General features: G+C 71.8%; 21 protein-coding genes, 1 tRNA gene and 1 pseudogene. 5 read left to right on the top strand and 18 right to left on the bottom strand.

Going from position 1 to position 26610, the window contains the following annotated elements; translation table 11 throughout:
• Nucleotides 1-96: 96 nt before the first annotated feature.
• From ABTX60_RS17665 to ABTX60_RS17645, 5 genes and pseudogenes are all read right to left on the bottom strand, one after another.
• Nucleotides 97-738 carry an IclR family transcriptional regulator gene (locus ABTX60_RS17665; RefSeq protein WP_352097938.1) on the bottom strand — a complete coding sequence of 214 codons (642 nt, stop codon included), beginning with the start codon at nucleotides 736-738 and terminating at the stop codon, nucleotides 97-99.
• 298 nt (nucleotides 739-1036) lie between these two features.
• Nucleotides 1037-2836 (bottom strand): DEAD/DEAH box helicase, encoded by a 1800-nt coding sequence (locus ABTX60_RS17660; protein WP_352097937.1) that lies wholly within the window; start codon nucleotides 2834-2836, stop codon nucleotides 1037-1039.
• Nucleotides 2837-2973: 137 nt separating this feature from the next.
• Nucleotides 2974-3344 (bottom strand): annotated as a pseudogene (locus ABTX60_RS17655) (type II toxin-antitoxin system death-on-curing family toxin).
• Nucleotides 3341-3541, bottom strand: coding sequence for a hypothetical protein (locus ABTX60_RS17650; protein ID WP_352097936.1), 201 nt, complete (start codon nucleotides 3539-3541; stop codon nucleotides 3341-3343). Before ABTX60_RS17650 ends, ABTX60_RS17655 begins: the two are co-directional and overlap by 4 nt.
• Nucleotides 3542-3593: 52 nt before the next feature.
• Nucleotides 3594-5087: an MFS transporter gene (locus ABTX60_RS17645; protein ID WP_352097935.1), complete on the bottom strand. Its 1494-nt coding sequence runs from the start codon at nucleotides 5085-5087 to the stop codon at nucleotides 3594-3596.
• A gap of 196 nt (nucleotides 5088-5283) precedes the next feature.
• On the opposite strand from ABTX60_RS17645, the gene ABTX60_RS17640 reads away from it, so the two are divergent.
• Nucleotides 5284-5355 (top strand) — tRNA-Cys (locus ABTX60_RS17640).
• 95 nt (nucleotides 5356-5450) lie between these two features.
• Here the strand turns inward: ABTX60_RS17640 and ABTX60_RS17635 are convergent.
• Nucleotides 5451-5939 (bottom strand): DUF6083 domain-containing protein, encoded by a 489-nt coding sequence (locus tag ABTX60_RS17635; RefSeq protein WP_352097934.1) that lies wholly within the window; start codon nucleotides 5937-5939, stop codon nucleotides 5451-5453.
• Nucleotides 5940-6149: 210 nt separating this feature from the next.
• Here ABTX60_RS17635 and ABTX60_RS17630 point away from each other — a divergent pair, with 210 nt between their 5' ends.
• The 3 genes from ABTX60_RS17630 (at nucleotide 6150) to ABTX60_RS17620 (ending at nucleotide 9403) form a co-directional block, all read left to right on the top strand.
• Complete coding sequence (locus ABTX60_RS17630) at nucleotides 6150-7376, top strand: LPXTG cell wall anchor domain-containing protein (protein ID WP_352097933.1); 1227 nt, start codon at nucleotides 6150-6152, stop codon at nucleotides 7374-7376.
• Nucleotides 7377-7443: 67 nt separating this feature from the next.
• Nucleotides 7444-8040 (top strand): TetR/AcrR family transcriptional regulator, encoded by a 597-nt coding sequence (locus ABTX60_RS17625; RefSeq protein ID WP_352097932.1) that lies wholly within the window; start codon nucleotides 7444-7446, stop codon nucleotides 8038-8040.
• A 166-nt stretch (nucleotides 8041-8206) separates the two neighbouring features.
• Nucleotides 8207-9403 carry an MFS transporter gene (locus ABTX60_RS17620; RefSeq protein WP_352097931.1) on the top strand — a complete coding sequence of 399 codons (1197 nt, stop codon included), beginning with the start codon at nucleotides 8207-8209 and terminating at the stop codon, nucleotides 9401-9403.
• Between the two features lie 21 nt (nucleotides 9404-9424).
• On the opposite strand, the gene ABTX60_RS17615 is transcribed toward ABTX60_RS17620, so the two are convergent.
• From ABTX60_RS17615 to ABTX60_RS17570, 10 genes are all read right to left on the bottom strand, one after another.
• The gene (locus tag ABTX60_RS17615) at nucleotides 9425-10591 is read right to left on the bottom strand and encodes an SUKH-4 family immunity protein (RefSeq protein WP_352097930.1); all 1167 of its coding nucleotides are present in this window, start codon (nucleotides 10589-10591) and stop codon (nucleotides 9425-9427) included.
• 318 nt (nucleotides 10592-10909) lie between these two features.
• Nucleotides 10910-13228, bottom strand: coding sequence for a xanthine dehydrogenase family protein molybdopterin-binding subunit (locus ABTX60_RS17610; RefSeq protein ID WP_352097929.1), 2319 nt, complete (start codon nucleotides 13226-13228; stop codon nucleotides 10910-10912).
• Nucleotides 13225-15495: a 2Fe-2S iron-sulfur cluster-binding protein gene (locus tag ABTX60_RS17605; RefSeq protein ID WP_352097928.1), complete on the bottom strand. Its 2271-nt coding sequence runs from the start codon at nucleotides 15493-15495 to the stop codon at nucleotides 13225-13227. Before ABTX60_RS17605 ends, ABTX60_RS17610 begins: the two co-directional genes overlap by 4 nt.
• Complete coding sequence (locus ABTX60_RS17600) at nucleotides 15492-16385, bottom strand: FAD binding domain-containing protein (protein ID WP_053669840.1); 894 nt, start codon at nucleotides 16383-16385, stop codon at nucleotides 15492-15494. The genes ABTX60_RS17605 and ABTX60_RS17600 overlap by 4 nt, the downstream gene beginning before the upstream one ends.
• Before the next feature lie 259 nt (nucleotides 16386-16644).
• Nucleotides 16645-18267 carry a beta-N-acetylhexosaminidase gene (locus ABTX60_RS17595; protein WP_352097927.1) on the bottom strand — a complete coding sequence of 541 codons (1623 nt, stop codon included), beginning with the start codon at nucleotides 18265-18267 and terminating at the stop codon, nucleotides 16645-16647.
• Nucleotide 18268: 1 nt separating this feature from the next.
• Nucleotides 18269-19114: a carbohydrate ABC transporter permease gene (locus tag ABTX60_RS17590; RefSeq protein ID WP_352098096.1), complete on the bottom strand. Its 846-nt coding sequence runs from the start codon at nucleotides 19112-19114 to the stop codon at nucleotides 18269-18271.
• On the bottom strand, nucleotides 19111-20058 hold the full coding sequence (locus ABTX60_RS17585) for a carbohydrate ABC transporter permease (protein WP_502992345.1): 948 nt from the start codon (nucleotides 20056-20058) through the stop codon (nucleotides 19111-19113). The genes ABTX60_RS17590 and ABTX60_RS17585 overlap by 4 nt, the downstream gene beginning before the upstream one ends.
• Nucleotides 20059-20114: 56 nt before the next feature.
• Nucleotides 20115-21413 carry an extracellular solute-binding protein gene (locus tag ABTX60_RS17580; protein WP_352097926.1) on the bottom strand — a complete coding sequence of 433 codons (1299 nt, stop codon included), beginning with the start codon at nucleotides 21411-21413 and terminating at the stop codon, nucleotides 20115-20117.
• Nucleotides 21414-21624: 211 nt separating this feature from the next.
• Nucleotides 21625-21900 (bottom strand): DUF3039 domain-containing protein, encoded by a 276-nt coding sequence (locus ABTX60_RS17575; RefSeq protein WP_053669953.1) that lies wholly within the window; start codon nucleotides 21898-21900, stop codon nucleotides 21625-21627.
• Nucleotides 21901-21929: 29 nt separating this feature from the next.
• Nucleotides 21930-22502 carry a YqgE/AlgH family protein gene (locus ABTX60_RS17570; protein ID WP_352098094.1) on the bottom strand — a complete coding sequence of 191 codons (573 nt, stop codon included), beginning with the start codon at nucleotides 22500-22502 and terminating at the stop codon, nucleotides 21930-21932.
• A gap of 253 nt (nucleotides 22503-22755) precedes the next feature.
• Here ABTX60_RS17570 and murA point away from each other — a divergent pair, with 253 nt between their 5' ends.
• A complete protein-coding gene (gene murA, locus ABTX60_RS17565) occupies nucleotides 22756-24096 on the top strand; it encodes a UDP-N-acetylglucosamine 1-carboxyvinyltransferase (protein ID WP_344454209.1) in 1341 nt (446 codons plus the stop codon).
• Nucleotides 24097-24253: 157 nt separating this feature from the next.
• Here the strand turns inward: murA and ABTX60_RS17560 are convergent, their stop codons facing one another.
• Together ABTX60_RS17560 and ABTX60_RS17555 are read right to left on the bottom strand one after the other, a co-directional pair.
• Nucleotides 24254-24535: an HU family DNA-binding protein gene (locus tag ABTX60_RS17560; RefSeq protein ID WP_003990598.1), complete on the bottom strand. Its 282-nt coding sequence runs from the start codon at nucleotides 24533-24535 to the stop codon at nucleotides 24254-24256.
• A 329-nt stretch (nucleotides 24536-24864) separates the two neighbouring features.
• The gene (locus tag ABTX60_RS17555) at nucleotides 24865-26298 is read right to left on the bottom strand and encodes an NAD-dependent malic enzyme (RefSeq protein WP_352097925.1); all 1434 of its coding nucleotides are present in this window, start codon (nucleotides 26296-26298) and stop codon (nucleotides 24865-24867) included.
• Nucleotides 26299-26610: the final 312 nt, after the last annotated feature.

The following is a 26610-nucleotide window of genomic DNA, read 5'->3' as shown; positions in this document are numbered from 1 at the left end:
AACGCGGGAGGAGGATACGACCAGGACCAGGGCGCCCGGTGCCCGGGAGGGGAGGCCGCAGGCGGCCGCTGAACGACCTCAGCCCAGGTCGAGCCGTCAGCGCAGTGCCTCCGCGACCTCCCGGGCCGCTTCGACGACCCTCGGCCCCACCCGTTCCGGCACCGCCTCCGCCAGCATCACCACGCCCACGCTGCCCTCGACGCCCGTCACGCCTAGCAGCGGTGCAGCGGCACCCCAGGCGCCGGCCTCCAGCTCCCCGTGGGTCAGCATGTATCCGGGTTCGGCCATCGGGTGCTGCCGGGCCCCGAGTATCGCCTTGCCGGCGGCGCCCCGGTCCAGGGGATGCCGGAACCCGGCGCGGTAGGCGACGTGATAGTCCGTCCAGGTCGGCTCCACGACGGCCACGGCCAGCGCGTCCGCCCCGTCGACCATGGTCAGATGCGCGGTCGCGCCGATGTCCTCGGCCAGTGACCGCAGCGCCGGCATCGCGGCCTCCCGCACCAGCGGATGGACCTGGCGTCCCAGTCGCAGCACGCCGAGCCCGACCCGGGCACGTCCGCCGAGGTCACGGCGTATGAGGGCGTGCTGTTCCAGCGTGGCGAGCAACCGGTACACGACGGTCCGGTTCACGCCCAGCCGGAGGGAGAGTTCGGTCACGGTCAGCCCGTGGTCCGTGTCGGCGAGCAGCTTGAGGACACGCAGTCCCCGGTCGAGCGTCTGGGAGGTCTCCGCGGTCACGACGCCCACTCCTTAGTGGTGAGGTCGGCGGCTCCCCGGTCGGCGAATGCGTCACCGAGTCCCGTGGGTGACGCGCTTCAGAGGCCGCCGATCGGTCGGCGGCCCGGCCTGTCCGGGCCGCGTCGCTTCACGGCTGCGCTCCGCGGCGGCGCTGCCACGGGGCGTGTGCGTAGCCGGACAGTAGCGAAGCAGGTTCGCTGAGCGGAAGTCTCCGTCCAGAATCCGGGCACGACCCGGGGCGTACTGCTTCCGTTTGCGGCGGTATGCACGCCCCCCAGGTTGTGGAGCCCCCGGCACGTCACTTCATGCGCGTGGCCCACTCCCGCACCTTGGCGATCCGCTGCCGCAACTGCCCCGCAGTCGCCTCCGCCGCCGGAGGCCCCCCGCACACGCGCCGCAGCTCCGTGTGGATCACCCCGTGCGGCTTGCCGCTCTGGTGGACGTACGCGCCGACCATCGTGTTGAGCTGGCGCCGCAGCTCCATCATCTCCTTGTGGGAGACCACGGGCCGCCGCTCGGCGGGCACCTCGAGCAGGTCGGCCTCCGCGTCCGGCTTCCTGCGGCTGTGCGAGATCTGTTTGGCCTGCCGCTTCTGGAGCAGCAGCTGCACCTGGTCGGGCTCCAGCAGGCCCGGGATGCCGAGGTAGTCCTGCTCCTCCTCGCTGCCCGGGTGGGCCTGCATGCCGAACTCGGCGCCGTTGTACATGACCCGGTCGAAGACGGCCTCGGACTCCAGCGCCTCGAAGGAGAACTGCTCCTGCTCGCCGGTGTCCTCGTCCTGCTCCCGGTTCGCCTCGTCCATCTCCTTCTCGGACTCGGCGTACGGGTCCTCCTCGCCCTCCTTCTTGGGCTTGTCGAGGACGTGGTCGCGCTCGCGCTCCATCTCGTTGGCGAAGGAGAGCAGGTCGGGCACGGTCGGCAGGAACACGGAGGCGGTCTCGCCGCGCCGCCGGGACCGTACGAAACGCCCGACGGCCTGGGCGAAGAACAGCGGTGTCGAGATGGTGGTGGCGTACACCCCGACCGCGAGCCGCGGTACGTCGACGCCCTCGGACACCATCCGCACCGCGACCATCCACCGGTCGTTGTTCGCGCTGAACTCGTCGATCCGCTCGGAGGCACCGGAGTCGTCGGACAGGACGAGGGTCGCACCGGTGCCGGTGATCTCGCGGATGAGCTTGGCGTACGCGCGCGCCGAGTCCTGGTCGGAGGCGATGACGAGCGCGCCCGCGTCCGGGATGGCCTTCCTGACCTCGGTCAGCCGCTGGTCCGCGGCGCGCAGCACCGACGGCATCCACTCACCGCGCGGGTCGAGGGCGGTCCGCCAGGCCTGGCTGATGGCGTCCTTGGTCATGGGCTCGCCCAGCCGGGCGGCGATCTCGTCGCCGGCCTTGGTGCGCCAGCGCATGTTGCCGCTGTAGGAGAGGAAGATGACGGGCCGCACGACGTTGTCCGCGAGGGCGTTGCCGTAGCCGTAGGTGTAGTCGGCTGCGGAGCGCCGGATCCCGTCGTCGCCCTCCGCGTACGTCACGAAGGGGATGGGGTTGGTGTCGGACCGGAAGGGCGTACCGGTCAGGGCGAGTCGTCGCGTCGCGGGCTCGAAGGCCTCGAGGCAGGCCTCGCCCCAGGACTTGCTGTCACCGGCGTGGTGGATCTCGTCGAGGATGACGAGCGTCTTGCGCTGCTCCACGCGGTTGCGGTGGAGCATGGGCCGGACACCGACGCCGGCGTACGTCACGGCGACGCCGTGGTACTCCCGGCCGAGCGGCCCGGCGCTGTACTCCGGGTCGAGTTTGATACCGATGCGGGCCGCGGCCTCCGCCCACTGCTTCTTCAGGTGCTCGGTCGGGGCGACCACGGTCACCTGCTGCACCACGTGGTGGTGCAGCATCCAGGAGGCCAGCGTCAGCGCGAAGGTCGTCTTGCCGGCGCCGGGGGTGGCGACCGCCAGGAAGTCCCGCGGCTGCTCCTGGATGTACTTGTCCATCGCGCCCTGCTGCCAGGCGCGCAGCTTGCTGGCGGTACCCCAGGGGGCGCGCCCGGGGAACGCCGGGGACAGGTGGTGCGAGGCGGAACTGGTGCCGGCGGTGGTAGTCACGGTCTCCGTTGGGGGTCGGGCGGCTCGTGCGAGGGAGCCTGACGGCTCGGCTACGTATGACAACCGGGCCACCCTACCGGCGGCCCGGGCCGGTCAACGCGCGGACCGGGCCGGGTCACCTTCGGGTGGGACCGACGTCACAGCCGCCGCAGCCGTCCCGCGATCCTCCCGACCTCCGCTTCCGCCCCGGAGGCGACGTCGACGACCAGCGCGTAGGCCACGTCCTGGTCCACCGCGGCCAGGTCGACGCCGTTGAGGGCGAGGAAGGTGGCGGTGGCCAGCCAGGCGGTGCGCTTGTTCCCGTCGACGGGTGGTTGGCGGCGAGGGCGTGGAGCAGGGCGGCCGCCTGCTCGTACAAATCCTCGTAGGCGGTCGTACCGAACATGCGGGCGCGGGGGCGGTGCACGGCGGAGGCGAGCAGTCCGGGAGCGCGCGCCTCGGGCGGCCGCCCGCCGAAGGCGATCTCGGCAATGCCGGTGACCTCGTCGACGGTCAGGTACCGGGTCATTCGCCGAGCCTCCTCAGCAGGTCGGCGTGCTGCCGCGCGAGCCCCTCCCCGACGGCCCGCACGCGTCCGCCCTCCTGGCGCAGGTGTTCGCGAACGGCCAGCAGGGCCATCTCTTCGGGCGCGAGGCCCTGCGCGTCCGCGAGGTCGTCCAGGTCCGTCCGCAGGGCGGGGTCGAGGGGCAGCACGAGGTGGGACATGCGCAGAGGCTACGGCCGGGGGGTGGAGAGGGCGACCGTTTTACGGCCACCTCTACGGCCGTCGTTCCCGCAGCCGCGTCGACACCCAGGCCCCGGCCAGCGCCACCCCCGCCATCGGCAGGAACACCGCGGTGAAGGCGGCCGGGTGGGAGCCGGAGGCCAGGGTGGTCGTGTGGGAGAGCGCGCCGCCCCCGAGCGCGGCGAAGGCGGCGCCGCCGGCGGACAGCAGGACGACGTTGGAGAGGCCGTCGGAGATCTGCAGAGCGGCGGAGTTGGTGCCGGCCTCCTCGGGGGCGGAGAGCTTGAGCAGGAGGACGCTCGTGGAGGAGATCACCAGCCCCATCCCGAAGCACCCGAAGGCCCAGGCGACGGCGACGGTCCAGACGGGCACGGCATCGATCAGCACGCTCGGTGCCGTGGCGATGGCCGCCGCCACCAGCAGCATCCCGACGGTGGTCAGCCGCTCCCGGTACGGCTCCACCCGCGAGCGCGACTGCACCCATGAGCCCAGCGCCCACGTCCCGCCGCCCGCGGCGAGCGAGAACCCGGCCAGCGTCGGACTGAGTCCGCGCTGCGTCACCAGCATCAGCGGCACGAACGACTCGGCGGCGATGAAGGATCCGGCGGCGACTCCGCGCAACAGCACGACCGACGGCAGCCCGCGCACGGCCCGGTAGGTGCCGCGCGGGAGCAGCCCTAGCACGGCCGGCACGAGCAGCGCCACGCCCACGGCACCGGGCAGGAGCGAGAGCGGCCGCAGGTCCTGGGCGGCGTACTGGAGCAGTCCGGCGCCCAGGGAGATGGCCAGGGCGAGCCGGATGCGTCGGCGGTCGAAGGAGGCCGGCGCCTCCGCCCCGTCGGAAGTCCCCGCCGCGGCGGGCCGTGCGGCGGTGCGTTCAGCCGGGCCGGACGCCCGGCGCCGTATCTGCGGCAGCGCGAGCGCGAGCGGGAAGACGACGAGCACGGGTATCCCCACGAACACCCACCGCCACCCCAGTTGCTCGGTCACCGTGCCGGCGGCGAGCGGGCCGACGATCGACGGCAGTACCCAGCTCGCGGCGAACGCGGCCATGATGGCGGGCCGCAGCCGCTCCGGGTAGGCCCGCCCGACGACGACGTACAGCCCGACGATCACCAACCCGCCGCCGAGTCCCTGTACGGCCCGCCCCAGGATGAACACCCACATGGTCCCGGCGGTCCCGGACAGCAGCAGTCCGGCACCGAAGGAGGCGATGCCCGCCGTCAACGGTCCCAGCGGGCCGCGCCGGTCCGACCACTGACCGGAGAGCACCATCCCGAACAGACTGGTCGTGAAGTACCCGGAGAACGCGAAGGCGTACAGGGACACCCCGTCCAGTTCCCGGGCCGCGACAGGCATCGCCGTCCCGACAGCGGTCGCCTCGAAGGCGATGAGCAGCACGACGGAGACGATCCCGACACTCAACGCCCGGTATCCCGGCCCCAGCACACCCTCATCTCGGTGGCCGAGGGAGGACGGGACGGCAGCACCCACGACATCGGTGGCACGCGGCTCGGAGTCAGGCATGCCCGCCAGCGTAAGGCCCACGCGGGCTTTTGACCCCTGTCGCCAGTCGGGGCTCCTCTGGGACGTTGGTCGTACGCCCCACTTCTCGGCCGGCCGCCGTTCATGAACGGCGTATGGCAGTCACGTTGCATCCCGAGCGATGCCCTTGAGCCTCCCTCCCACCCCGGCCTACGGTCATTGCACACAGTACGAACACGGCCGTGTGCCCGAGTGGTTCAGGGACTCGCCTGCAAAGCGAGTTACGCGGGTTCGAATCCCGCCGCGGCTTCTGTCTGTCTGACAAGGCAGAGCGAAGGGCGGCACCCCGCGAGGTGCCGCCCTTTCGGTTGTCCGCCTTGGTGCCCCATCACATGCTTCGCGGCGTCAGCCGGCGTCCGGAAGTGCCGCCGGGTCGGTGTCCCCGTCGGCCTTCCGCCGTGCCCTGCGGGCGTTCTCCTCGCGTACGGCGTCCAGCCATCGCCAGATGCCCGCCTCCTCCGGGCTCAGACCGGGGCAGGCGATGCGATGCGGGACGCGGCACACCGCGCCGGGGGCGGGCTCGTCCTCGCGGCTGTTCCATGCCGTGGCGTTGGAGTCCACGTACCAGCGGTGCCATGCGGGCACCATGTGCGCGGGCACCGGCATGCCCGGTTCGAGGAGGACATGTGTGCCGTAGTACGTGATGTGCCGCTCACCGGTCAGCCCGCAGTGGGGGCACTCGTGTGGGGCGGGTGGCTCGGGGCCGGTGGCGCCTTCCGTCGCGGCCTGTGCCCGGTCGGTGTTCTCCCACGGGCGCGGCGCGTCAGGGGGCCGCTGCCGGTGTCCGTCGGGGTCGGGCAACGGGATGATGCTCGACGCTTCTGTGTCCCCCATGACCCGAGCATGTGCGGGAGTTCCGGCGCGGAGAAGGGCGCGTTCAGGGCGCAACGGGGCAATCCGGCGGGCGCCTCGGGTCGTTGTGACGTTCACCGCACGGCGCGCGGAGAGTCCCGCACAACCCCGAGTGCCTCTCAGGTGTCCAGGACATGACCGGTAGTCAATGCTCCGGTCCGTCCGTCCCCTGTTTCGACGAGGAGAAACACCGTGCACCTTCGCCCCTCGGCAGCCGGCCTGGCCGCCGTCGTGCTCGCCGTCGCCGGCCCCGCTGTCGCCGCACCCCTGGCGCACGCGGAGGGGGGCGAGCCCGAGCTGGTCGTGTCGGCCCTGCCGTCCGCGACTCCCAAGCCGGGTGAGGTCTACGACAAGTCCGTCACCCTCACCAACCAGGGCACGGCCGCCGTGGACGGGGTCACCTTCCGGGTGCGTCTGACCCGTGGGCTGGACTTCCCCGAGCAGGTGAAGGGCTGCACCTACTCGACCGTCAAGGACCAGGTCAGGCAGGCGGTTTGTGAACTCGACACGGTCATCGAGCCCGGTGCCTCCGTCACCACGCCCGTGCGGTTCAAGGCACGGGACAACGCCCTGATGGAGTCCGTCGAGTACGGCACGAGCGCGAGCGGCGACGCCCCGGGCGAGGGGTTCGGCGACAGCTACCGGCGGCTCACCCTGACCGCGGACAACTCCGCCGATCTGGTCGCGGTCGGTGAGGAGATGGAGGCCCTGGCAGGCGGGGAGCAGTCGGTCACGGCGACCCTGCGCAACGACGGCCCGGGCTGGGTGCAGAACCAGGAGAGCGACGACCTTCCGGGTCTGCTCGTACAGATCCCGCCGGGCACGGTCGCCGTGAAGGTGCCGAAGGACTGCGCGCCGTTCGGGATCGACGGACCGAGCGCACCGCAGGGCACCACCGGCAAGCCGAAGTACGTGTGCTGGCCGCAGGACGGGACCCTCGACGTCGGCCAGTCCCTGATGTACACCTTCACCTTGAAGATCAAGAAGTCCGCGCAGGACACCGAGGGCGAGATCAAGGCGTCGTCCGTCTACGACATCGTCCCCGCGTACGACAAGAACCGCGCCAACAACGTCGCCTCGATCGGCATCGACCTGCCGAGCGACTACGAGCCCGAGCCGAGTCCCTCGGACGGCGCCGACGGCGGTGCGGGCAACGGCGGGAACGGCAACGCCCCCGAGGGCCAGGCCGCCGGCGGCACGGGTGCCACGGCCTCCCCCTCGGCGTCCGCGACGGCTTCGCAGGGCACGACGACCGGCGGCTCCACCGGCACCACGACCGGCGGCGCCACCGGCGGCAACCTCGCCGCGACCGGCTCCGACGGCACCCCGCTCCTCGCCGGTGCAGCGGCTGCCGCCGCGGTGCTCGGCGGTGGCCTGGTCCTCGCTGTCCGCCGCCGCAACGCCGTCAAGTCCGTCTGACGCGGACGGATTCAGGCCCGCTCGACCCTTATTGCATCGGCCAGTCCAAAACAGCTAGGGTGCCGTCATGGCCCGACCGAGGATGTTCGACGAGGAGCGGGCCCTGGACGCGGCGATGCACACGTTCTGGAAGAAGGGCTACGAGGCCACTTCCACACAGGATCTGTGCGAGGCCACGGGACTGGGGCGCAGCAGCGTCTACAACACGTTCAAGAGCAAGCACGACCTCTTCGAGCGCGCGCTGAGCCGCTACATCGACACCATGACGACCGCACAGCTGGCCGTCCTGGAGGATTCGCGGCTCAACGGCGCCGACCGCATCCGCACGCTCTTCACCATGGTCATCGACGGCGACGCGGAACACCGGGCGGAGGGCCGCAGTATCGGTTGCCTGACCGTGAACACCACGGTCGAGCTGGCCGCACGCGACACCGGCGCGGCGCGCATGCTGGAGCGTGATACGGCCCGCCGGCTGACGGCCCTACGGGCGGTCGTCGAGGAGGGCCGGCGGGACGGCAGTATCACCTCCACCCGGGACACCGGCGCGCTGGCCCGGTTCCTCAACGCGGCGATCGCCGGCATGCGCATCTCGGGCCAGGGCGGCGCAGACCGTGCCGCGATGGAGTCGATCGCCGAGGTCGCCCTGGACGCCCTGACCCCCTGACCCCCATCAACCCTCCCCTCCCTCCCCCTTCCCCGACCACCGGCCCCCTGCCTCTCACCGCGCCCCCGGGCGCTCCTACGCATGCCCAAGTTTTGAACTGATCGATACATAACACCGGTCCACGTGATTGGCCCGGATCCCCGACTCCCCGAAGGAGACCGAAACCGTGCCACGTGCCGTATACGTCCTGGCGCTCGGCATCTTCGCCCTGGTGACCAGCGAGTTCGTGGTCGCCGGGCTGATGCCCCAGATGGCCGATGGGCTGGACGCGACCATTCCGCAGATCGGATACCTCATCACCGCGTTCGCGGTGGCCATGGCGGCAGGCGGGCCGTTCCTCACCGTGGCGCTCATGAAACTCCCGGCACGCACGGCACTGATGGTGCTGTTCGCGATCTTCCTGACGGGCAACGTGCTCGCCGCCACCGCGAACGGCTACGCCACGATGATGACCGCCCGGATCATCAGCGGCGTCGCCTCCCAGGCCTTCTTCGGCGTGGGAATCTCGCTGTGCGCCCGCATCACCCGCCCGGAGGTCCGCGGCCGCGCCATCGCGGTCGCGATGAACGGCCTCATGCTCGGCACCCTGCTCGGGCTGCCGTTGTCGACCCTGGTCGGGGAACGATTCGGCTGGCGTGCGGCGTTCTGGGTCATCACCCTGATCACGGTGATCGCCGCCCTGGCCACCCTCCTCGGCGTACCCCGCGTCGAGCGCACCGAGGGCGGCAGCGGACTGCGTGCGGAGCTCGGCGTCTTCAGGAATCCGCGGCTGTGGCTGGCGCTGTCCACCAGCACGCTCATCATCGGCGCCACCTTCTCGGCCTTCAGCTACCTCAACCCGATCCTCACCGACGTCACCGGCTTCTCCGCCGGCACCGTCCCCGGGCTGCTGATCGCCTACGGTGCCGCCACCGTCGTCGGCAACACCGTCGTCGGGCGCCTCGCCGACCGTCACACCGTGCCGGTGCTCGCCGTCGGCCTTGTCCTGAACGCTGTCTTCCTCGCCGGCTTCGCGCTCCTCGCCGGTCTGCCCGTGCCGGCCGTCATCTGCATGATGGGCGTCGGACTCGTCGGCGTCACCATGAACCCGGCGATGGTGACCCGCGTTCAGCGCACCGGCAATGCGGGGCCGCTGGTCAACACCGTGCACACATCGTTCATCACGCTCGGCGTCATCATCGGCTCCTCCATGGGCGCCGTCTTCATCGACAACTGGGGCCTGCGCGCCCCGCTCTGGCTGGGTGCGGTCATGGCGCTGGCGGGCCTGGCCACCGTCGTGCCCGACCTCGCCCGCCGCTCCACCGCTGTGAGCGACCCGGCGGGTGCCCGGGCCGCCGAGCGGGAACAGCCGCAGCGGGTCTGAGCAGGGCCCGAGGCCGTGTCCTCAGAGCACCCCGCCGGCCTCGTCCCGGAACGCGTCCGTCCAGTAGTGGCGTTCCGTTGTGCCAGCGGTGACGCCCGTGGGGTCCACCGTCGACAGGACCTGGAGCATCGTCATGGCCAGCTGGTCGTAGGTGTCGGTCGTCAGCTCGTGGGCCGACTGGGCGTCTATCGCGCGCTCGCGGTGCAGGAGCCAGAGGGTGAAGGCGAGGGTCGACACGTCCGTGTTGAGCGGGTACAGCGTCGCCTCGGGTTCGCTCCAGTTCAGGACGGCGCCCGTCGCGCCGTCGACGACCAGGCTGTTGTCCTCGACCAGGTGGCCGAGGCGGATCAGGCGGTGGGCCCCGGCGGGGAGTTCGGCCGGGGTGCCGGTGTCGGCGTAGTACTCGGCGAGGGTCGCCAGGGGGACGTCCGTGTCCAGGGAGAACACGTGGGCGTCCTCCGGCAGGCCCACCTCGCGCAGGAAGCGGCGGGTCGGCTCGTGCGTGAGGGTCGCGGGGAAGTCGACGTCCTCGAAGCGCGCCACCTTGCGGGGGCCGAACTCCTGGTCCAGGAGACGGTGCGGCAGATCCAGGGAGAGGCCGGACGCCCCGCCGCGGCCCGCCACCAGGGACAGGGGGCGGATCAGAGCAGCCATCTTCCAGAACGGGGCCGGTTCGCCGTCCGCGCCGTCCCGGAACACCGCGAGCAGGTGCTGCGAGGCCTCCGCCACCGCCTTGGGGCCGTAGCGGCCCGCGTAGGAGGCGAACTGGCCGCGCAGACCGGCCAGTTCGTCCGTGGCCTCAGCGAAGCGGACCAGCGTCCGCAGCGAGGGGGCCAGGGGGCGGCGGTCCATCAGGTCGGGGCGGTCGTGCAGGACGTACGTCGTCGAGATCTCGCCCGTCGCACCGTCCAGCAGGACCGATTCCCTCTCCAGTCCGACAGGGCCCAGCAGTCCGCCAATCACCAGCTGCTCACGCAGCTCGGCCGGGAGGCGGTCGTCCGGGTCGCCGGTCGAGTCGGCGACCGTGCGCAGGCCCTCGCGGCTCAGCTCCGCGAAGCTCAGCACGCCGCTGCCGACGGGGAGTCCGGGGCCGGTCAGCCAGTGCCGCGTGGACGCGTGCGTCACCCACGGGTCCAGCTCGGACTCGGTCAGGGTGATCACCGCGGAACCGGCGTCGGTCATACTCATGGGCTCCCCCGCATGTGCTTGCTCACCGTCCCCTGGCGGAGCACGGCAGACCGCCCGGACCAGCCCGGCAGCCGTTCCCCACTGCCCAGAACGGTACGCCCCACCACTGACAACGCCCCGGAACAGCGACGCGCGCCCAACAACCCCACGCGTCCACCTCACAAGACGCTCAGAGCACCCCCGCGCGTTCCCTCTCCGCAGAAATCGCTTCCTGTCTCCGGCGCGCGCGACGTCAGTTCCGAAGTGCCTCGGCCGAGACCCGGCGACCGGGTTCCGATGCCCCGGGCACGGCCGCCCCGGCCGGCGGCACGGACAGGCTCAGGCCCGTTCCGTGACCACCGCTGCCTGAGGGCGGATCGGGAGGCGGTTCACAGGGCGGCCCGTCGCGGCCCGGACGGCGGACGCGATGGCCGCCGGGGACGCCACCACCGGCACGGCGCTGACCGCCTTGGCGCCGAAGGGGGCGACCACGTCGCGTTCCTCGACCAGCCGGACGATGCGGATGTCGGGCGCGTCGAGGGCGGTCGGGAGGGCGTAGCCGGTCAGGTCGGGGTGGCGGACGATGCCGCGCGGCGTGCGGAGGTTCTCGGTGAGCGCGATGCCCACGCCCTGGGTCACGCCCGCCTCGATCCGGGCGGCGAGCTGGGCCGGGTTCAGGACGCGGCCCACGTCCTGGGCGACGGCGAGTTCCACGACCCGCACGGAGCCGATCTCGATGTCGACGTCCACCACCGCGCGGATCGCGCAGAAGGCCATGCCCACGAAGGCGTCGCCCTGGCCGGTCTCGTTCAGCGGCTCGGTCGGGTGCGGGCGGCACTGGGCGGTGGCCCACAGCTCCTTGCCGTCCAGCGCCTCGGTGACGGTCGTGGAGAGAACGCCGTCGTACGACGTGATCTTGCCGTCGGTGATCTGGAGCAGCTCGGTCGACATGCCGAACTTGTGGGCGAGCGGTTGGAGGAGCTGCGTGCGGACCATCTTCGCCGCGCGCTCGACCGCCCCGCCCGAGACCCAGGTGTGGCGGCCGCGGCAACCCGCGCCCGCGGGAGGCTGGTCGGTGTCGACCGGCGCCACGTGCACCTCGTCGATGCCGAGCGTCTCCTGGACGATCTGCCGGGCCAGCGTCGTGAAGCCCTGGCCGGTCTCGACGGCCGCGCACAGCACCGTCGCGACCCCGTCGTGGACCTTCACCGTGGCCGTGGAGACCTCGTCCGCGCCCTCCGCGCCGAGCATGTGCACCATGCCGATGCCGTAGCCCACGCCCCGGCGCACCGCGCCCGGCTCCCCCGCGCCCTCGGGTCCGCCGGGCAGCAGCCACTCGTCCTCGGGCGTGTCCTTGGGCAGCGGCGGCAGCTCGAAGTCCCGTACGGCCTGGAGGAGTTCGGCGACCGGGGCGGGGCAGGTCACGGTCTGGCCGGTCGGCAGCACGTCGCCGGTCGCCAGCACGTTGCGCAGCCGCACTTCCGCCGGATCGAGGCCGAGCTTCTTGGCGATCTTGTCCATCTGCGCCTCGTAGGCGGCGCACACCTGCATGGCGCCTTCGCCGCGTACATGGCCGGACGGGGGGTTGTTGGTGCGTACGGCCCAGCCCTCGATGAAGGCGTTCGGGATGACGTACGGGCCGCAGGCGAAGGCGACGGCGGCGGCCAGGGCCTCGGAGGAGGTGTCGGCGTAGGCGCCCGCGTCGAGCAGGATCTGCGCCTCGACCTTGACGAGTCTGCCCTCGGCGTCGGCGTGGTGGCGGTAGCGCAGCAGGGTGGGGTGGCGGTGGACGTGGCCGAGGAAGGACTCCTCGCGCGTGGCGGTGAGCTTCACCGGGCAGCCGGTGCGCAGCGCCAGCAGGCCGAGCGGCAGCTGGAAGCCCTGGTCCTCGCGGTCGGCCGTGGCGCCCGGGACGCCGGTGACGACGATCTTGACGCGCTCGGGTTCCAGTCCGAAGGCGGCGGCGGCCGCGTCGCGGTCGGCGTGCGGGTCGGTGGAGGCGAGGTACAGCTCCACCCCGCCGTCCGGACGCGGCACGGCCAGGCCCGCCTCGGCGCCGATGGGCGCGGGGTCCTGGCGGCCGATGCGGTACAGGCCCTCTACGACGATCTCGCCGGCCGCGTCCGGGTCGCCGTGGCTCAGCGGGATGTGCCGGATCAGGTTGCCGTCGGGGTGCAGCGGCTCGGCCTCGAAGGCCTGCTCCGGGTCGGTCACCGGGTCGAGCACCTCGTACTCGACGATGACGGCGGCCGCCGCCATGCGCGCGGTGTCCGGGTGGTCGGCGGCGACGGCGGCGATGGGCTCGCCGTGGTGGCGCACGACCTCGGAGGCGAAGACCGGGCGGTCGGCCGTGCCGCGGCCGTGGAACGGGCTGCCGGGGATGTCCTCGTGGGTGACGACGGCGCGGACGCCGGGCATCTCCCGCGCGTGGGTGGTGTCGATGGACAGGATGCGCGCGTGCGGGTGCGGTGAGCGCAGCACGGCCGCCCACAGCAGGCCCTCGGCCCACAGGTCGGCGGCGTAGGGGAAGGTGCCCTCCGTCTTGGCGCGGGCGTCGGCGGGCGGGAGCGAGGCGCCGATGCCGTGCGGGAGCGGTTCCGGGGCCGGGGCGGCCTCCGCGGCCTGTGCGGCCTGGGCGGTGGCTGCTTCGTTGCTCACGCGGGGCCTCCGTCCTGGCCGTAGGGCTGGTCGTGCGCTTCTGGGGAGTGCGGTCCGGGGGCGTGCGGTTCCGGGGGCGCCCCGAAGGCCGACGCGTTCACGCCACCGGCGCCCGGGCCCGCCTGGCGCGGGATGCGGGCCTCTCCGGTGTCACCGTCGCCGGGCGCGGAGTGGGCCTCGCGTTCGGCGACGACTTCCTTGACGGCGTCCACCACGCCCCGGTAGCCCGAGCAGCGGCACAGGTTGCCGCACAGCGCCTGGCGGGTCTCCAGCTCGGTGGGCGCCGGGTTGCCCTCCAGCAGGTCGTGCACGGTCATCGCCATGCCGGGGACGCAGAAGCCGCACTGCACGGCGCCGCAGCGCGCGAGCGCCCGCTGCACGTCCGACGGCTGTCCGTCCTCGGCCAGGCCTTCGACGGTACGGACCTCGCTGCCGGCGGCGGTCACGGCGGGGACCAGGCAGGACGCCACGAGCCGCCCGTCGACCTGGACGTTGCACGCGCCGCACTCGCCCTGTGAGCAGCCGTCCTTGGCGCCCGCGAGTCCGAGCCGCTCACGCAGCACGTACAGCAGGGACTCGCCGATCCACGCGTCGGCGACGGGGCGTTCGGTGCCGTTGACGCGCAGGACGTACGAGGCGAGGGGGTGTTCCTCCTGGGGAGCGGTGCCGGAGGGGGCGTCGGCCGGGTGGGTGTCCGGGTCCTCGTCCGGGGCGGGATCGTCCTGGGACCCGCCGTCGGCGGTCTCCTGGCCGGTGCCGGCGTCGGCGTCCGCCTCGGCCGGCAGGGGCTCCGCAGCGGGCTCGGAGGGGCTGTCGGCGGCCTCTGGAGCCCCTGGGGCGTCCTGCGCGTCGTCGGCGTGCTCACCGGCTCCGGGAGCGGCCTGTGAGGCTTCGTAGGCGTCCTGCGGGAGCGAGGCGGCTTCCGGGCGCGCCTCGGGCAGGGGTTCGCCGGGGAACTCGCCCCGGAAGTCGCCGAATGCCTCCGCGTACGGGGGCTCGGGCGGGTGGGCGGCAGGCATCGGGTGACCGGCGGAGCCGGACGACTCGGGCCCGGGCCGGGGGACGTCGGCGGACTCCGGCCCGTGGTCGGCGTACTCGACGGACTCCGGCCCGTGGTCGGCGTACTCGGCCTGCTCGGGTCCGTGGTCGGCGTACTCGACGGACTCCCGCCCGTGGTCGGCGTACTCGGCCTGCTCGGGTCCGTGGTCGGCGTACTCGACGGACTCCCGCCCGTGGTCGGCGTACTCGGCCTGCTCCGGCCCCTGCTCGGCGAACCGGGACGGGTCCGTCGGGTGGCCGGCCTCCTCGGGCCCCACCGGTGCGTAGTCCGAGGGCTGAGGCGCGTGAGGGGCGCCGGGCGTATCCGGTGCGTGGCCGGTGCTCCCGGACGCCTCCGGCGCATGGCCGAACTCCCCGTCCGGGCCCGCCTGCTGCTCCGGGGCGTATCCGGAGGCCGGTCCGGCGTCGGCCCGCTGCCCGTGCTGCTGGTCGTGCGCGTGGCCCTGGTCGGGCCCGTGCTCGTGGGGATGGCCCGGCTGGGCCGCCTCCTGCCCCGCAGGGTCCTGCGGGTCCTGCTGCCCCCACGGCCGGCCCGGGGCCTGCGTCGCCCAGGGCGCGGGCGCGCCGCCGGGCAGCGTGGCCGGCGGGGTGCCGCCCCACTGCTCGACCAGCGAGGACGTGGTGAATTCGCCCGACTCGTCCGGAAGGTCGCCCCCGGCGACGGGGATGGACCACTGCCCGGTCACGTCATGGCCGGGCGCGGCCTCGGCCGCCGCCGCGGCCTCCTCGAAGTTCCACTGGCCGGTCGCCGGGGGGTCGTACGTGAACCGGTCGTCCCCGCCGTACTGCGGCGCCGTCGCGCCGGAGCCATAGGGGGTCCCGGGGTCGTACGGCGTGTCGGAGCCGTAGGGCTGCTCGGGCACGTCGTGGCCCTGCTGCCGGTGCGCGCCGCGCTCGTGGCCGTGCTGCTGGTGCGCGGCGTTCGGGTCGTGCCACTGCGCCCCGTCGACCGGCGCGCCGGGCACCGGCCACGCGCCCGTGGCCGCCGGGTCGGTGCCGGCCGTCGTCGCGGGATTGACCGTTATCTGCGGCGGTACGTAGCCGTGGCCGGGCGCGGCCAGCGGACTGTCGGCGGCCAGCAGGGCGTCGACGCCCCCCTCGGGCAGTTCGACGAAGGCCGTGGCGCCGTCGTCGTACTCGCCCTGGGGCAGCGGGTCCCAGCGGCTGCCGCCCCGGGGCGTGCCCTCTCCGTGCCGGTCGTCGCTCACGACAGCGCCCTCCCCAGTGCTCGTCGGGCCAGCGCGGCGACGGTGCGCCGCAGGTGCAGTACGGCGGGCGGAAGCGGTGCGACCGAGCCGTCCTCGGCCGGCGCCGCGTCGGGGATGCAGGCCGCGGCGACGTACTCGCCGAAGGCGTTCAGCGCCTCCGGGACGAGCGCGCGGTTGTTGTCCCAGTCGATGAGGCCGGCCACCCACTGCTCCGCCTCCAGGGGCCGCAGCGCCATCGGCGCTATGGCTCCCACCGCGCAGCGCACACCCCGGCGCGCGGGGTCCAGGACCAGGGCCACGGACGCCACCGCGCGCCCCGGGCCGGTCCGGCCGGTGGCCTTCAGGAAGACCTGCGGGGCGTGCAGCAGCGGTACGCGCACGAAGCCGATGAGTTCACCGGCGCGCAGCATGTCCATCCCGGCCAGCAGGTGCGAGACGGGGATCTCCCGGCGGGCTCCGCCCGGTCCCGCGATGATCAGGGTCGCCTCCAGGGCGGCCAGCACCGGCAGCGCGTCGCCGGTGGGGGCGGCCGAGGCGATGTTGCCGCCGAGGGTGCCCGCGTTGCGGATGTGCGGCGGGCCCGCGGCGCGCGCGGCGGCGGCGAGCGCCGGGATCAGGGCCGCGAAGTCGGGACGGCCCATGCGGGCGTGCGTGAGGCCCGCGCCGAGCAGCGCGTGACCGTCCAGGTACTGCCAGCCGCGGATCTCGCTGATCCGGCCGAGGCCCACCAGGGCGGCGGGCCTGAGCTGCCCCGAGTTGACGGCGGCCATCAGGTCGGTGCCGCCCGCGACGGGCACGGCGGCGGGCACGGCGGTGAGCGCCGCGACGGCCTCGTCCAGCGTCGTGGGCAGCGTGACGGCCTGCGCCGCCTGCGGTGCGTGCGTGGTCAAACCGGCTGCCCCTTCCCGCTGCCCCACCTGGTCCCACCTGTGCTGCCGTACGGTACGTGCTGACAGGGCGGACGTGGCAACTCTGGCACATCTTGGCGAGAGCCGAGGACACGGGTCCGCTAGGAGGCATTCGCCCACCTCACCGGCGAGATGGTCCGTTTTCGCACAGGTTCGCCAATGCATGCCGATTGGCACTTTCGGTGACCCTTGTGCGCTTTTTCCGTGGCCTGTTCGAGCTGTTCGGTCGCGGTGGCCGGCGCTACCGGCCGGGCGGCGGGCCGTCGAGCGGGCGGCCCAGCACGCCGGGGCGCCGCTGCCAGGGCAGCGGGCCGGACGGGGGCCGGTAGGCGACGCCCAGGGCGTCCAGGCGCCGGTAGTGGGCGGTCATACGGCGCTGGAACCCGGCGAAATCCCGTTCCGCCGGGGCGGGCAGGGCGCTCCAGGCGACTTCGGCGAAGGCCGCGAGGCGGGGAAAGGCCTGGTAGTCGACGCGTGCGTGGTCCTCCATCACCTCGGTCCACAGGTTGGCCTGCGTGCCCAGCACGTGCCGCGCCTCCTCGGGCGTCAACTCCGGCGGAACGGGCTCGAACCGGTAGACGTCCTCCAGGGTGCGCACCCACCCGATCGGTACCGGTTCCTCGGGGCCCGGGTCCTGACGGTGGTCCAGGTACACCTGCTGCTCGGGGCACATGACGACGTCGTGACCGGCCCGGGCGGCGGCGATGCCCCCGGCGTAACCGCGCCAGGACGACACGGCCGCGCCCTTCGCCAGACCGCCCTCCAGGATCTCGTCCCAGCCGATCAGCCGCCGTCCGCGCGCGGTGAGCCAGGTGTCGAAGTGCCCGATGAACCAGGACTGGAGCTCGTCCTCGTCGGCGAGCCCGAGTTCTCCGATGCGCGCCTGGGCCGTCTCGGACCGCCGCCACTGGTCCTTGGGGCATTCGTCGCCGCCGATGTGCACGAACTCCGAGGGGAACAGCCGGAGCACTTCCTCGAAGACGCCCTCGTAGAAGCGCAGGGTGTTGTCGGTGGGGGCGAGTACGTTCGGGTTGATTCCCCAGGTGTCCCAGACGGAGAGGGCGGTCGTGTCGATGACGTCGGTGTTGCCGAGTTCCGGGTATGCGGCGATGGCGGCCTGCGAGTGTCCCGGTACGTCGATTTCGGGGACGACGGTGATATGCCGCTCGGCGGCGTAGGCGACGATCTCCCGGATGTCGTCCTGGGTGTAGTAGCCGCCGTGCGGCTTGTCCTCCCACAACGGCGAGGCCCGGTGGCCGGTTTTCGTACGGGCGCGCCAGGAGCCGATCCCGGTCAGCCGCGGATGCCGCTCGATCTCGATGCGCCAGCCCTGGTCGTCCGTCAGATGGAAGTGGAAGACGTTGAGTTTGTGCGCCGCCATCAGGTCGAGGTAGCGCAGCACGCCTTCCTTGGGTGTGAAGTGCCGGGCGACGTCGAGCATCAGGCCGCGCCAGCGGAATCGGGGGGCGTCCTCGATCCTGAGATACGGCACGCTCCAGACGCGGTCACGGTCGAGCGGGGCCCTGCGGTACGCGTCGGGGCCGAGGAGTTGCCGCAGGGTCTGGGCGCCCCAGAAGACACCGGCCGCGTCGCCGCCCTCGACGAGGACGCCGCCGGGGTCGCTGACGAGGCGGTACTCCTCGGGGGCGAGCCCGGGGTCGAGTCGCAGCCCGATGCAGCCGCCGGTGTCGTCGGGCTGTCGCCCTTCGCGCAGCGGCAGGCCGGTGGCCTGCCGCAGGGCGGCGCTCAGCCAGTGGCCGACGCCTTCCGTCGCGGTGTCGGCACAGAGCCGGGAGTGCCGTGTCAGCCGCACCTCGCCGGAACCTGCGACGGAACCGCGGGGCGCGGGAATCAGGTCGGTCACGTCAGTCCTTCACCGCTCCGCCCAGTCCGGAGACCAGGCGCCGCTGTACGAGTACGAAGAAGACCAGCACCGGGATCGTCATGACCGTGGAGGCGGCCATGACCCCGCCCCAGTCCGGGTCGTCGGGCTTGTAGAAGACGAGCAGGGCCATCGGCAGCGTCGACTGCGAGGTGTCGCTGATGATGAACGACTTGGCGAACAGGAAGTCGTTCCAGGCGGAGATGAACGAAAACACGCTGGTGGCCACGAGACCCGGCAGGACGAGCGGGAAAAGGATCTGCCAGAGGAATCGCGCCCTGCTCGCCCCGTCGATGTACGCGGCCTCCTCCAGTGCCTCCGGAACGGCTTTCACGAACCCCCGCAGCATCCAGATCGCGAAGGGCAGTGAGAAGGCGATGTGGGGCAGGACCAGCGCGCCCAGCGTGTTCAGCTGACCGGCGTCCCGCATGAGGAAGAAGAGGGGGATGGTGAGTGCTTCCACGGGCACCGTCTGGGCCACCAGAAACATGATCAGAAGGGTGGTCCGGAGACGGAAGCGGAATCGCGCGACGGCGGTCGCGGCGAGAAACGCGATCAGCCCGGAGGCGATCACGACACAGCCCGCCACGACAAGGCTGTTGAGGAAGTAGCGGCCGAATTCCTGCTGCCCGAAGACCCGCCGGAAGGAATCCAGGGAGGGCGCGAGCGTCCACGGCCGGGGTTCGCTCGACTCGATCTCCCCGGCCGGCTTGAAGGCGCTGAGCAGCATCCAGTACAGGGGAAAGGCGACGACGACCGCGATCAGCAGGGCGGAGGCCTCGGCGGCCAGCCGGCCCGGGCGGCGCACACGGGCGCGGAGCGGATTCACCATTCCTCCCCCTGCCGGCGCAGCAGCCGCAGGTACACCAGCGTGACGGCGAGCAGGATCAGCAGCATCACGACGCCGATCGCCGAGCCGAGGCCGTACTGCGAGGACGCGAAGGCCTGCTGGTAGGCGTAGACGTTCAGGACCAGGTTCTGGCCGGCGATGCCGCCGCCGTTCGTCATGACGTAGATCTGGGTGAAGACCTTGAAGTCCCAGATGACCGACTGGATGGTGACGACGACCAGGATCGGCCTGAGCATCGGGGCCAATACGGAGCGCCAGACGCGCCACTGCGAGGCGCCGTCCAGGGAGGCGGCCTCCAGCACTTCGGCGGGTACGGCGCGGATCCCCGCGTAGACGGTCACCATCACGAACGGGAAGGAGCACCACACCACTTCGAGCAGCACCAGGAAGAAGGCGCTGAGGCGGCCGTAGGTCCATGAGTGGTCGCCGAGGCCCAGCATCCGGTTGACCGGGCCGAAGTCCGGGTCGAAGAGGAACAGCCACACCGTGGAGCCGGTCACGGCCGGGGTCGCCCACGCGCCCAGGGCGGCCAGCATCAACGCGAGCCGCGGTACGGCCCGGACGCGCGTGAGGAGCACGGCCAGGGCGCAGCCGACGGCGAGCGTGGAGACGACACAGGCCGCCGCGAACAGCACGGTGGCGAGCAGCACCTGCCAGAACTGCGGATCCCCGAACAGCTCGGCGTAGTTCCCGAACCCCTCGAAGGTGGCCGGCTCCCCACCGCTGACCTGCGCCTGGGTGTACTCGAAGAAGGAGATCAGCCCGAGTTGCCAGATCGGGTAGACGAGCAGTCCCCCGAGCACGAGGAGCGCCGGCGCGAGATACAGCCAGGGGGTCCAGCCGCCGGTACCGCGGGCGGCCCGGCGGGGGGTGCGGCCGCCCCGGTCCTCGGGGGTCTCGCGCGGGGACCGGGGGGACGGCACGGTCGGTGCCGCGTCGGCCGCAGGGGCCTTCACGGAACCGCGGTCGTTCACCGGGCTCACCCCGCGGAACCGAACGCGTCGTTCATCTTCTTCGCGGCGTCCTCGGAGGCTGTCGTGACGTCCTTCTTGCCGCTGACGACCTCCTGGAACATCGTCGGCAGGACGAGGGAGGAGTCGATCCGGGCCCAGGCGGGAGACGCCGGGACGAACCTGGTGCCTCCGGAGAGGGTCCGCACGAAGGGCTTCACGAACGGCTCCTTCGCGGCGGCCCGCGTCCGGACGTCCGTGAAGGTCGGCAGGAAGCCCATCGCGTCGAAGAGTTCGCTCTGCGTCTCCTTCGAGGCGAGCTGCTCCATCAGCCGCACGGCGAGCGTGCGGTGAGAGGTGCTCTTCAGGACGCCGATGTTGTTGCCGCCCGCGAAGGCGGGAGCGATCGAGCCGGACTTCACCCCGGGCAGCGGGACGACGGCGTACTTGCCCTTGACCTTCCCGGCCTCGACGGCGGTGTGGCTGAAGTCGCCGCCGATCGCCATGCCCGCCTTGCCGGCGGCGAAGGCGCTGACCGTGTCGTTGCCCCCCATGCCCGCGCACTTGGCGGCCGGGCAGTTGTCGTCGCCGAAGAGGGACGTGTACGCCTTGATGCCCTTGCGGGCCTCCGGGCTGTCGATGCCGGACGCGTACGAGCCGCCCTTGCCGCTCGCGAGTTCGCCGCCGTTGGCCCATACGAACGGCATCGCACCGTAGGTGTAGGCGCCGCCGACGACCAGCCCGTACAGCTCGGGTTTCGCGGCGCGGATCTTCCGGGCGGTGGAGGCGAGTTCGTCCATGGTCCTCGGGACGGACAGGCCGAGCTCCTCGAACACGTCCGTGCGGTAGTAGAGGGCGCGGACGCCGACGTAGAACGGGGCGCCGTAGAGCCTGCCGTCCACCGTCACGGACTGCTTCGCCGTCGGGTCGGTGTCCTTCGCCTCGCTCCAGTCGCCGAACTCCTCGGTGACGTCGAGGAGTCCGCCGTCCTTCACGTAGCCGGCCGTGTCGGTGTTGCCGTACTCCATCACGTCGGGCGCGGAGCCGGGGTCGTTGAAGGCGGCCTTGACGCGCTGGGCGCGGGTCTCGACCGGGATGTACTCGACCTCGACCTTCGTGCCCTTGTGGGCCTTCTCGAAGCCGGCGACGACGGAGTCGACGACCTTCTCCTTGGGGGCGTTGCCGACCTCCTGGAAGAGCCACACGCGCAGGGTGCCGGTCTTCTCGTCCTTGCCGGAGGAGGAGTTCGAGGAGGTCTGGGGCGCGCAGGCGGTGGCCAGGAGAGCGGCCAGGGCGGTGAGCCCGGCACAACGGACGGACAGCTTCATGAAGTGTTCCTCCGAGAGAGTGTTGCAACATGCGCAATGAAGATTTCGCCGTGCACAACTCAACGGAGGCTAGGGACCGCATGAACACGCCGACAAGAGGTCTCAACCACTCTGTGACCGGCGGACGCACCCTGCGCAACGCCCGGACAGCACAAAAGCCCCCAGGGCGCGCGAAACGCACCCAGGGGGCCTCACATCCCGCAGGCCGGGACTACTGGTCGCCCTTGCCCTCGTCCCCGGAGCTCATGGACTCGTAGATCTCCTTGCACATGGGACACACGGGGTACTTCTTCGGGTCGCGGCCCGGCACCCAGACCTTGCCGCACAGCGCCACGACGGGGGTGCCGTCGAGGGCGCTCGCCATGATCTTGTCCTTCTGGACGTAATGGGCGAAGCGCTCGTGGTCACCGTCACCGTGCGAGGTCTGCGGCGTCGGCTCAACGAGGGTCCCCGTACCAGTCCCGCGCTCGGGCTCGAGAGTGCTCATAGGGCCAAGGGTACTGAAGCCCGCACGCATCAGTTGAGCGACGGGTCGTCCGGGTACGTCGCCACCATCGCCAGCTCACTGCGCTGGCGGCGCAGCACCTCGCGCCAGAGCCGCTCGGGAGACGGGGACGAGACGTCACCGGGCTCCGACTCGACGACGTACCAGGCGCCCTCCGCCAGCTCGTCCTCCAGCTGGCCCGGCCCCCAGCCGGCGTACCCGGCGAAGATGCGCAGGGAGCCGAGGGCGGAGGCCAGCAGCTCCGGCGGGGCCTCCAGATCGACCAGGCCGATCGCGCCGTGCACCCGGCGCCAGCCCAGCGGGGCGGCCTCGCCGGTCGCGCCCCCGGGGACGACCGCGACCCCGAGGGCCGAGTCCAGCGACACCGGGCCGCCCTGGAACACGACACCCGGTTCCACGGCGAGATCCCCCCAGCCCTCCAGGATGTCCCCCACGCCCACCGGGGTGGGGCGGTTGAGGACGACGCCGAGCGAGCCCTCCTCGTCGTGGTCGAGGAGCAGCACCACCGCACGGTCGAAGTTCGGGTCCGCCAGGGCGGGGGTGGCCACGAGCAACCGCCCTGTGAGCGAGGACACCTCGGTCATGGCAGACATGATCCCGCATTCTCCCCGCGCGTGGGGAGCCAATGCGGCACGGGGAGGGGGCCGCAGCTCAGGGCGCACCGAAGCGTCCCACGCGCACGAGACAGGCCGTGACCCCATGTGCCCGGCAGGGAACGGTTCGTGTTGTGACAGAGCGGTGACGTGGCTGGGTCTCCCTCAGGCTTACAGAAGGGGGGTGGTGGGCGATTACCCTTTCCCTTCTGGCCCCTGCCCGACTCCATGGAACGCGAGATTCATGACCGTCAACGACGATGTCCTGCTTGTCCACGGCGGAACCCCGCTGGAGGGCGAGATCCGTGTCCGCGGTGCGAAGAACCTCGTACCGAAGGCCATGGTCGCAGCGCTGCTGGGCAGCGCTCCGAGCCGGCTGCGCAACGTTCCTGACATCCGCGACGTCCGGGTCGTGCGGGGTCTGCTGCAGCTGCACGGTGTGACGGTCCGTCCGGGTGACGAGCCCGGCGAACTGGTGATGGATCCGACGCGCGTGGAGAGCGCGAACGTCGCCGACATCGATGCCCACGCCGGTTCGAGCCGGATTCCGATCCTGTTCTGCGGCCCCCTTCTGCACCGCCTCGGCCACGCGTTCATCCCCGGCCTCGGCGGCTGCGACATCGGCGGCCGGCCCATCGACTTCCACTTCGAGGTGCTGCGGCAGTTCGGCGCGAAGATCGAGAAGCGGGACGACGGCCAGTACCTGGAGGCGCCCCGGCGGCTGCGCGGCACGAAGATCGCCCTGCCGTACCCGTCCGTCGGCGCGACCGAGCAGGTGCTGCTGACGGCCGTCCTCGCGGAGGGCGTCACGGAGCTGTCCAACGCGGCCGTCGAGCCGGAGATCGAGGACCTCATCTGCGTGCTGCAGAAGATGGGCGCGATCATCGCGATGGACACCGACCGGACGATCCGCATCACGGGTGTGGACCAGCTCGGCGGCTACAACCACCGCGCCCTCCCGGACCGCCTGGAGGCCGCGTCCTGGGCGTCGGCGGCGCTGGCGACCGAGGGCAACATCTACGTCCGCGGCGCGCAGCAGCGCTCGATGATGACGTTCCTGAACACCTACCGGAAGGTGGGCGGTGCCTTCGAGATCGACGACGAGGGCATCCGCTTCTGGCACCCCGGCGGCCAGCTGAAGTCCATCGCGCTGGAGACGGACGTCCACCCGGGCTTCCAGACCGACTGGCAGCAGCCGCTGGTGGTCGCCCTCACGCAGGCCACGGGCCTGTCCATCATCCACGAGACGGTCTACGAGTCCCGCCTCGGCTTCACGTCCGCCCTGAATCAGATGGGCGCGCACATCCAGCTCTACCGCGAGTGCCTGGGCGGCTCGAACTGCCGCTTCGGCCAGCGCAACTTCCTGCACTCGGCCGTCGTCTCCGGCCCGACCAAGCTGCAGGGCGCGGACCTGGTCATCCCCGACCTCCGCGGCGGCTTCTCGTACCTGATCGCGGCCCTGGCGGCCCAGGGCACGTCCCGGGTCCACGGCATCGGCCTGATTAACCGCGGCTACGAGAACTTCATGGAGAAGCTCGTGGAGCTCGGCGCGAAGGTGGAGCTGCCGGGCAAGGCGCTCGGGTAGTCCCGCACCGCACACGCCGAGGGGCGGCCACCTGGATCAGGTGGCCGCCCCTCGGCGTTTCATGCGGTACTGCGTGGCGCGCCCCGAAGGAGCGCGGGGAACTGCGCGACCGGCCAGAGGCGGCCCGCAGTTGCCCACGGCGCACGCGACGGGCCGCTTACTTACCCTTGGCCGCTTCCTTGAGCTTCGAGCCCGCGGAGACCTTCACGCTGTAGCCGGCGGGGATCTGGATGGGCTCGCCGGTCTGCGGGTTGCGGGCGGTGCGAGCGGCACGGTGGGTGCGCTCGAAGGTCAGGAAGCCGGGGATGGTGACCTTCTCGTCGCCCTTGGAGACGATGTCGCCGACGACGTCGGCGAACGCGGCCAGCACGGCGTCGGCGTCCTTGCGAGTCACCTCGGCGCGGTCGGCCAGCGCGGCCACCAGCTCACTGCGGTTCATGTTCTTACTCCCGTGTTCATCTTGCCGTTGAGGCGTCAGATCGAAGCCGATGCTGCCAGGGTCCTCGATGAGTCCCCGGACCCGGGTCCGTCGTCAGACCCTCGCGCCCAGGGACGCATCCTGCCCCTACCTGCGGCGGGAAAGCCAATCCGGCACCCGCAGGAGTCGTGAGAACACCCTTGGGGAGTCACACGAAAAGAGGGCCTGAGCCTGGCGCCACGATAGCTCCGCTGCTGACAGGGTTCTTGCGACGCGCCGGGTTCCAGGCTGCCGTGGGGTTACTCACAGTCCGGGGGCCGGGCCCGTGGGGGCCCGGTCCGGCCTCGGCCTCAGACGCCGGCCGGGCTGCCCACCGTCGCACCGACCGCCTTGGCGGCCTCCCGCACGGCGCCGGCGACCGCGCCCGCGACCTTGTCGTTGAAAACGCTCGGAATGATGTAGTTCGGGTTCAGCTCGTCCTCGGTCACCACGTCGGCGAGGGCCTTCGCGGCGGCCAGCATCATCTCGGTGTTGACCGTACGGGACTGCGCGTCCAGCAGACCGCGGAAGACACCCGGGAAGACCAGCACGTTGTTGATCTGGTTCGGGAAGTCCGAGCGGCCGGTGGCGACAACGGCCGCGGTCTGACGGGCGATTGCCGGGTCGACCTCGGGATCCGGGTTCGCAAGCGCGAACACGATGGCGCCCTCGGCCATGGCGGCCACGTCGTTGCCGTCGAGGACGTTCGGGGCCGAGACTCCGATGAACACGTCGGCGCCGCGCACGGCCTCCTTGAGGGTGCCGGTGAGGCCCTCGGGGTTGGTGTTGTCGGCGATCCAGCGCAGCGCCGAGTCGGGGGCGGCGTCCACCAGGTCCTCACGGCCCGCGTGCACGACACCGTGGATGTCGGCGACGACGGCGTTCTTGACGCCCGCGGCGAGCAGCAGCTTCAGGATGGCCGTACCGGCGGCGCCGGCGCCGGACATGACGACGCGGATGTTCTCCATGGCCTTGCCGGCGACGCGCAGCGCGTTCGTCAGGGCGGCGAGGACGACGATCGCGGTGCCGTGCTGGTCGTCGTGGAAGACGGGGATGTCGAGGGCCTCACGCAGCCGGGCCTCGATCTCGAAGCAGCGCGGGGCGGAGATGTCCTCCAGGTTGATGCCCGCGAAGCCCGGGGCGATCGCCTGGACGATCTCGACGATCGCGTCGGTGTCCTGGGTGTCGAGGCAGATCGGCCAGGCGTCGATGCCGGCGAACCGCTTGAACAGGGCGGCCTTGCCCTCCATGACGGGCAGCGCGGCCTTGGGGCCGATGTTGCCCAGGCCCAGCACGGCCGAGCCGTCCGTCACGACCGCAACGGAGTTGCGCTTGATGGTGAGGCGGCGGGCGTCCTCGGGGTTCTCGGCGATCGCCATGCACACCCGGGCCACGCCCGGGGTGTAGACCATGGACAGGTCGTCACGGTTGCGGATGGGGTGCTTCGACGCCATCTCGATCTTGCCGCCGAGGTGCATGAGGAAGGTCCGGTCCGAGACCTTGCCCAGGGTGACGCCCTCGATGCCGCGGAGTTCCTCCACGATCTCGTCCGCGTGCGCGGTCGACGTGGCCGCGATGGTGACGTCGATGCGGAGCTTCTCGTGACCGGACGCGGTGACGTCGAGGCCGGTCACCGAGCCTCCGGAGGACTCCACGGCGGTGGTGAGCTGCGAGACGGCGGTTCCGCTCGCGGGCACCTCCAGCCGGACCGTCATCGAGTAGGAGACGCTGGGCGCCGTTGCCATGGCCGACTTCCTCTGCTTTCACCTGAGCTTGAGTTGTGCCGTCCGATCGTCGCACCTACCGCTGAGTAGCAGGTAGCCGCCCTCGATTGCGAACGTTTTGTTCGCGGAAAGGGCCAGGAGGGGGCCAGCAAAAGAGACCCACGTCACGTGGACGTGGGTCTCTTCGAAGTAAGTGGCACCGACCCGCCATGCTCGCCTCGCGGCAAGTGGTCGCTCGTAGCGACGAAGGTTGGGCCCGGGGGCTTGGATCGAGCCGGTGCCACAACCAGGCTAACAAACAGATCCCGTAAGGCCATTCCCGTATCGGTAGTT

This window comes from Streptomyces sp. NPDC126510 (genome assembly GCF_040302345.1).
Classification (GTDB): domain Bacteria; phylum Actinomycetota; class Actinomycetes; order Streptomycetales; family Streptomycetaceae; genus Streptomyces.
The sequence above is the reverse complement of the archived record's forward strand: the minus strand, read 5'-3'. Positions and strand labels throughout refer to the sequence as shown.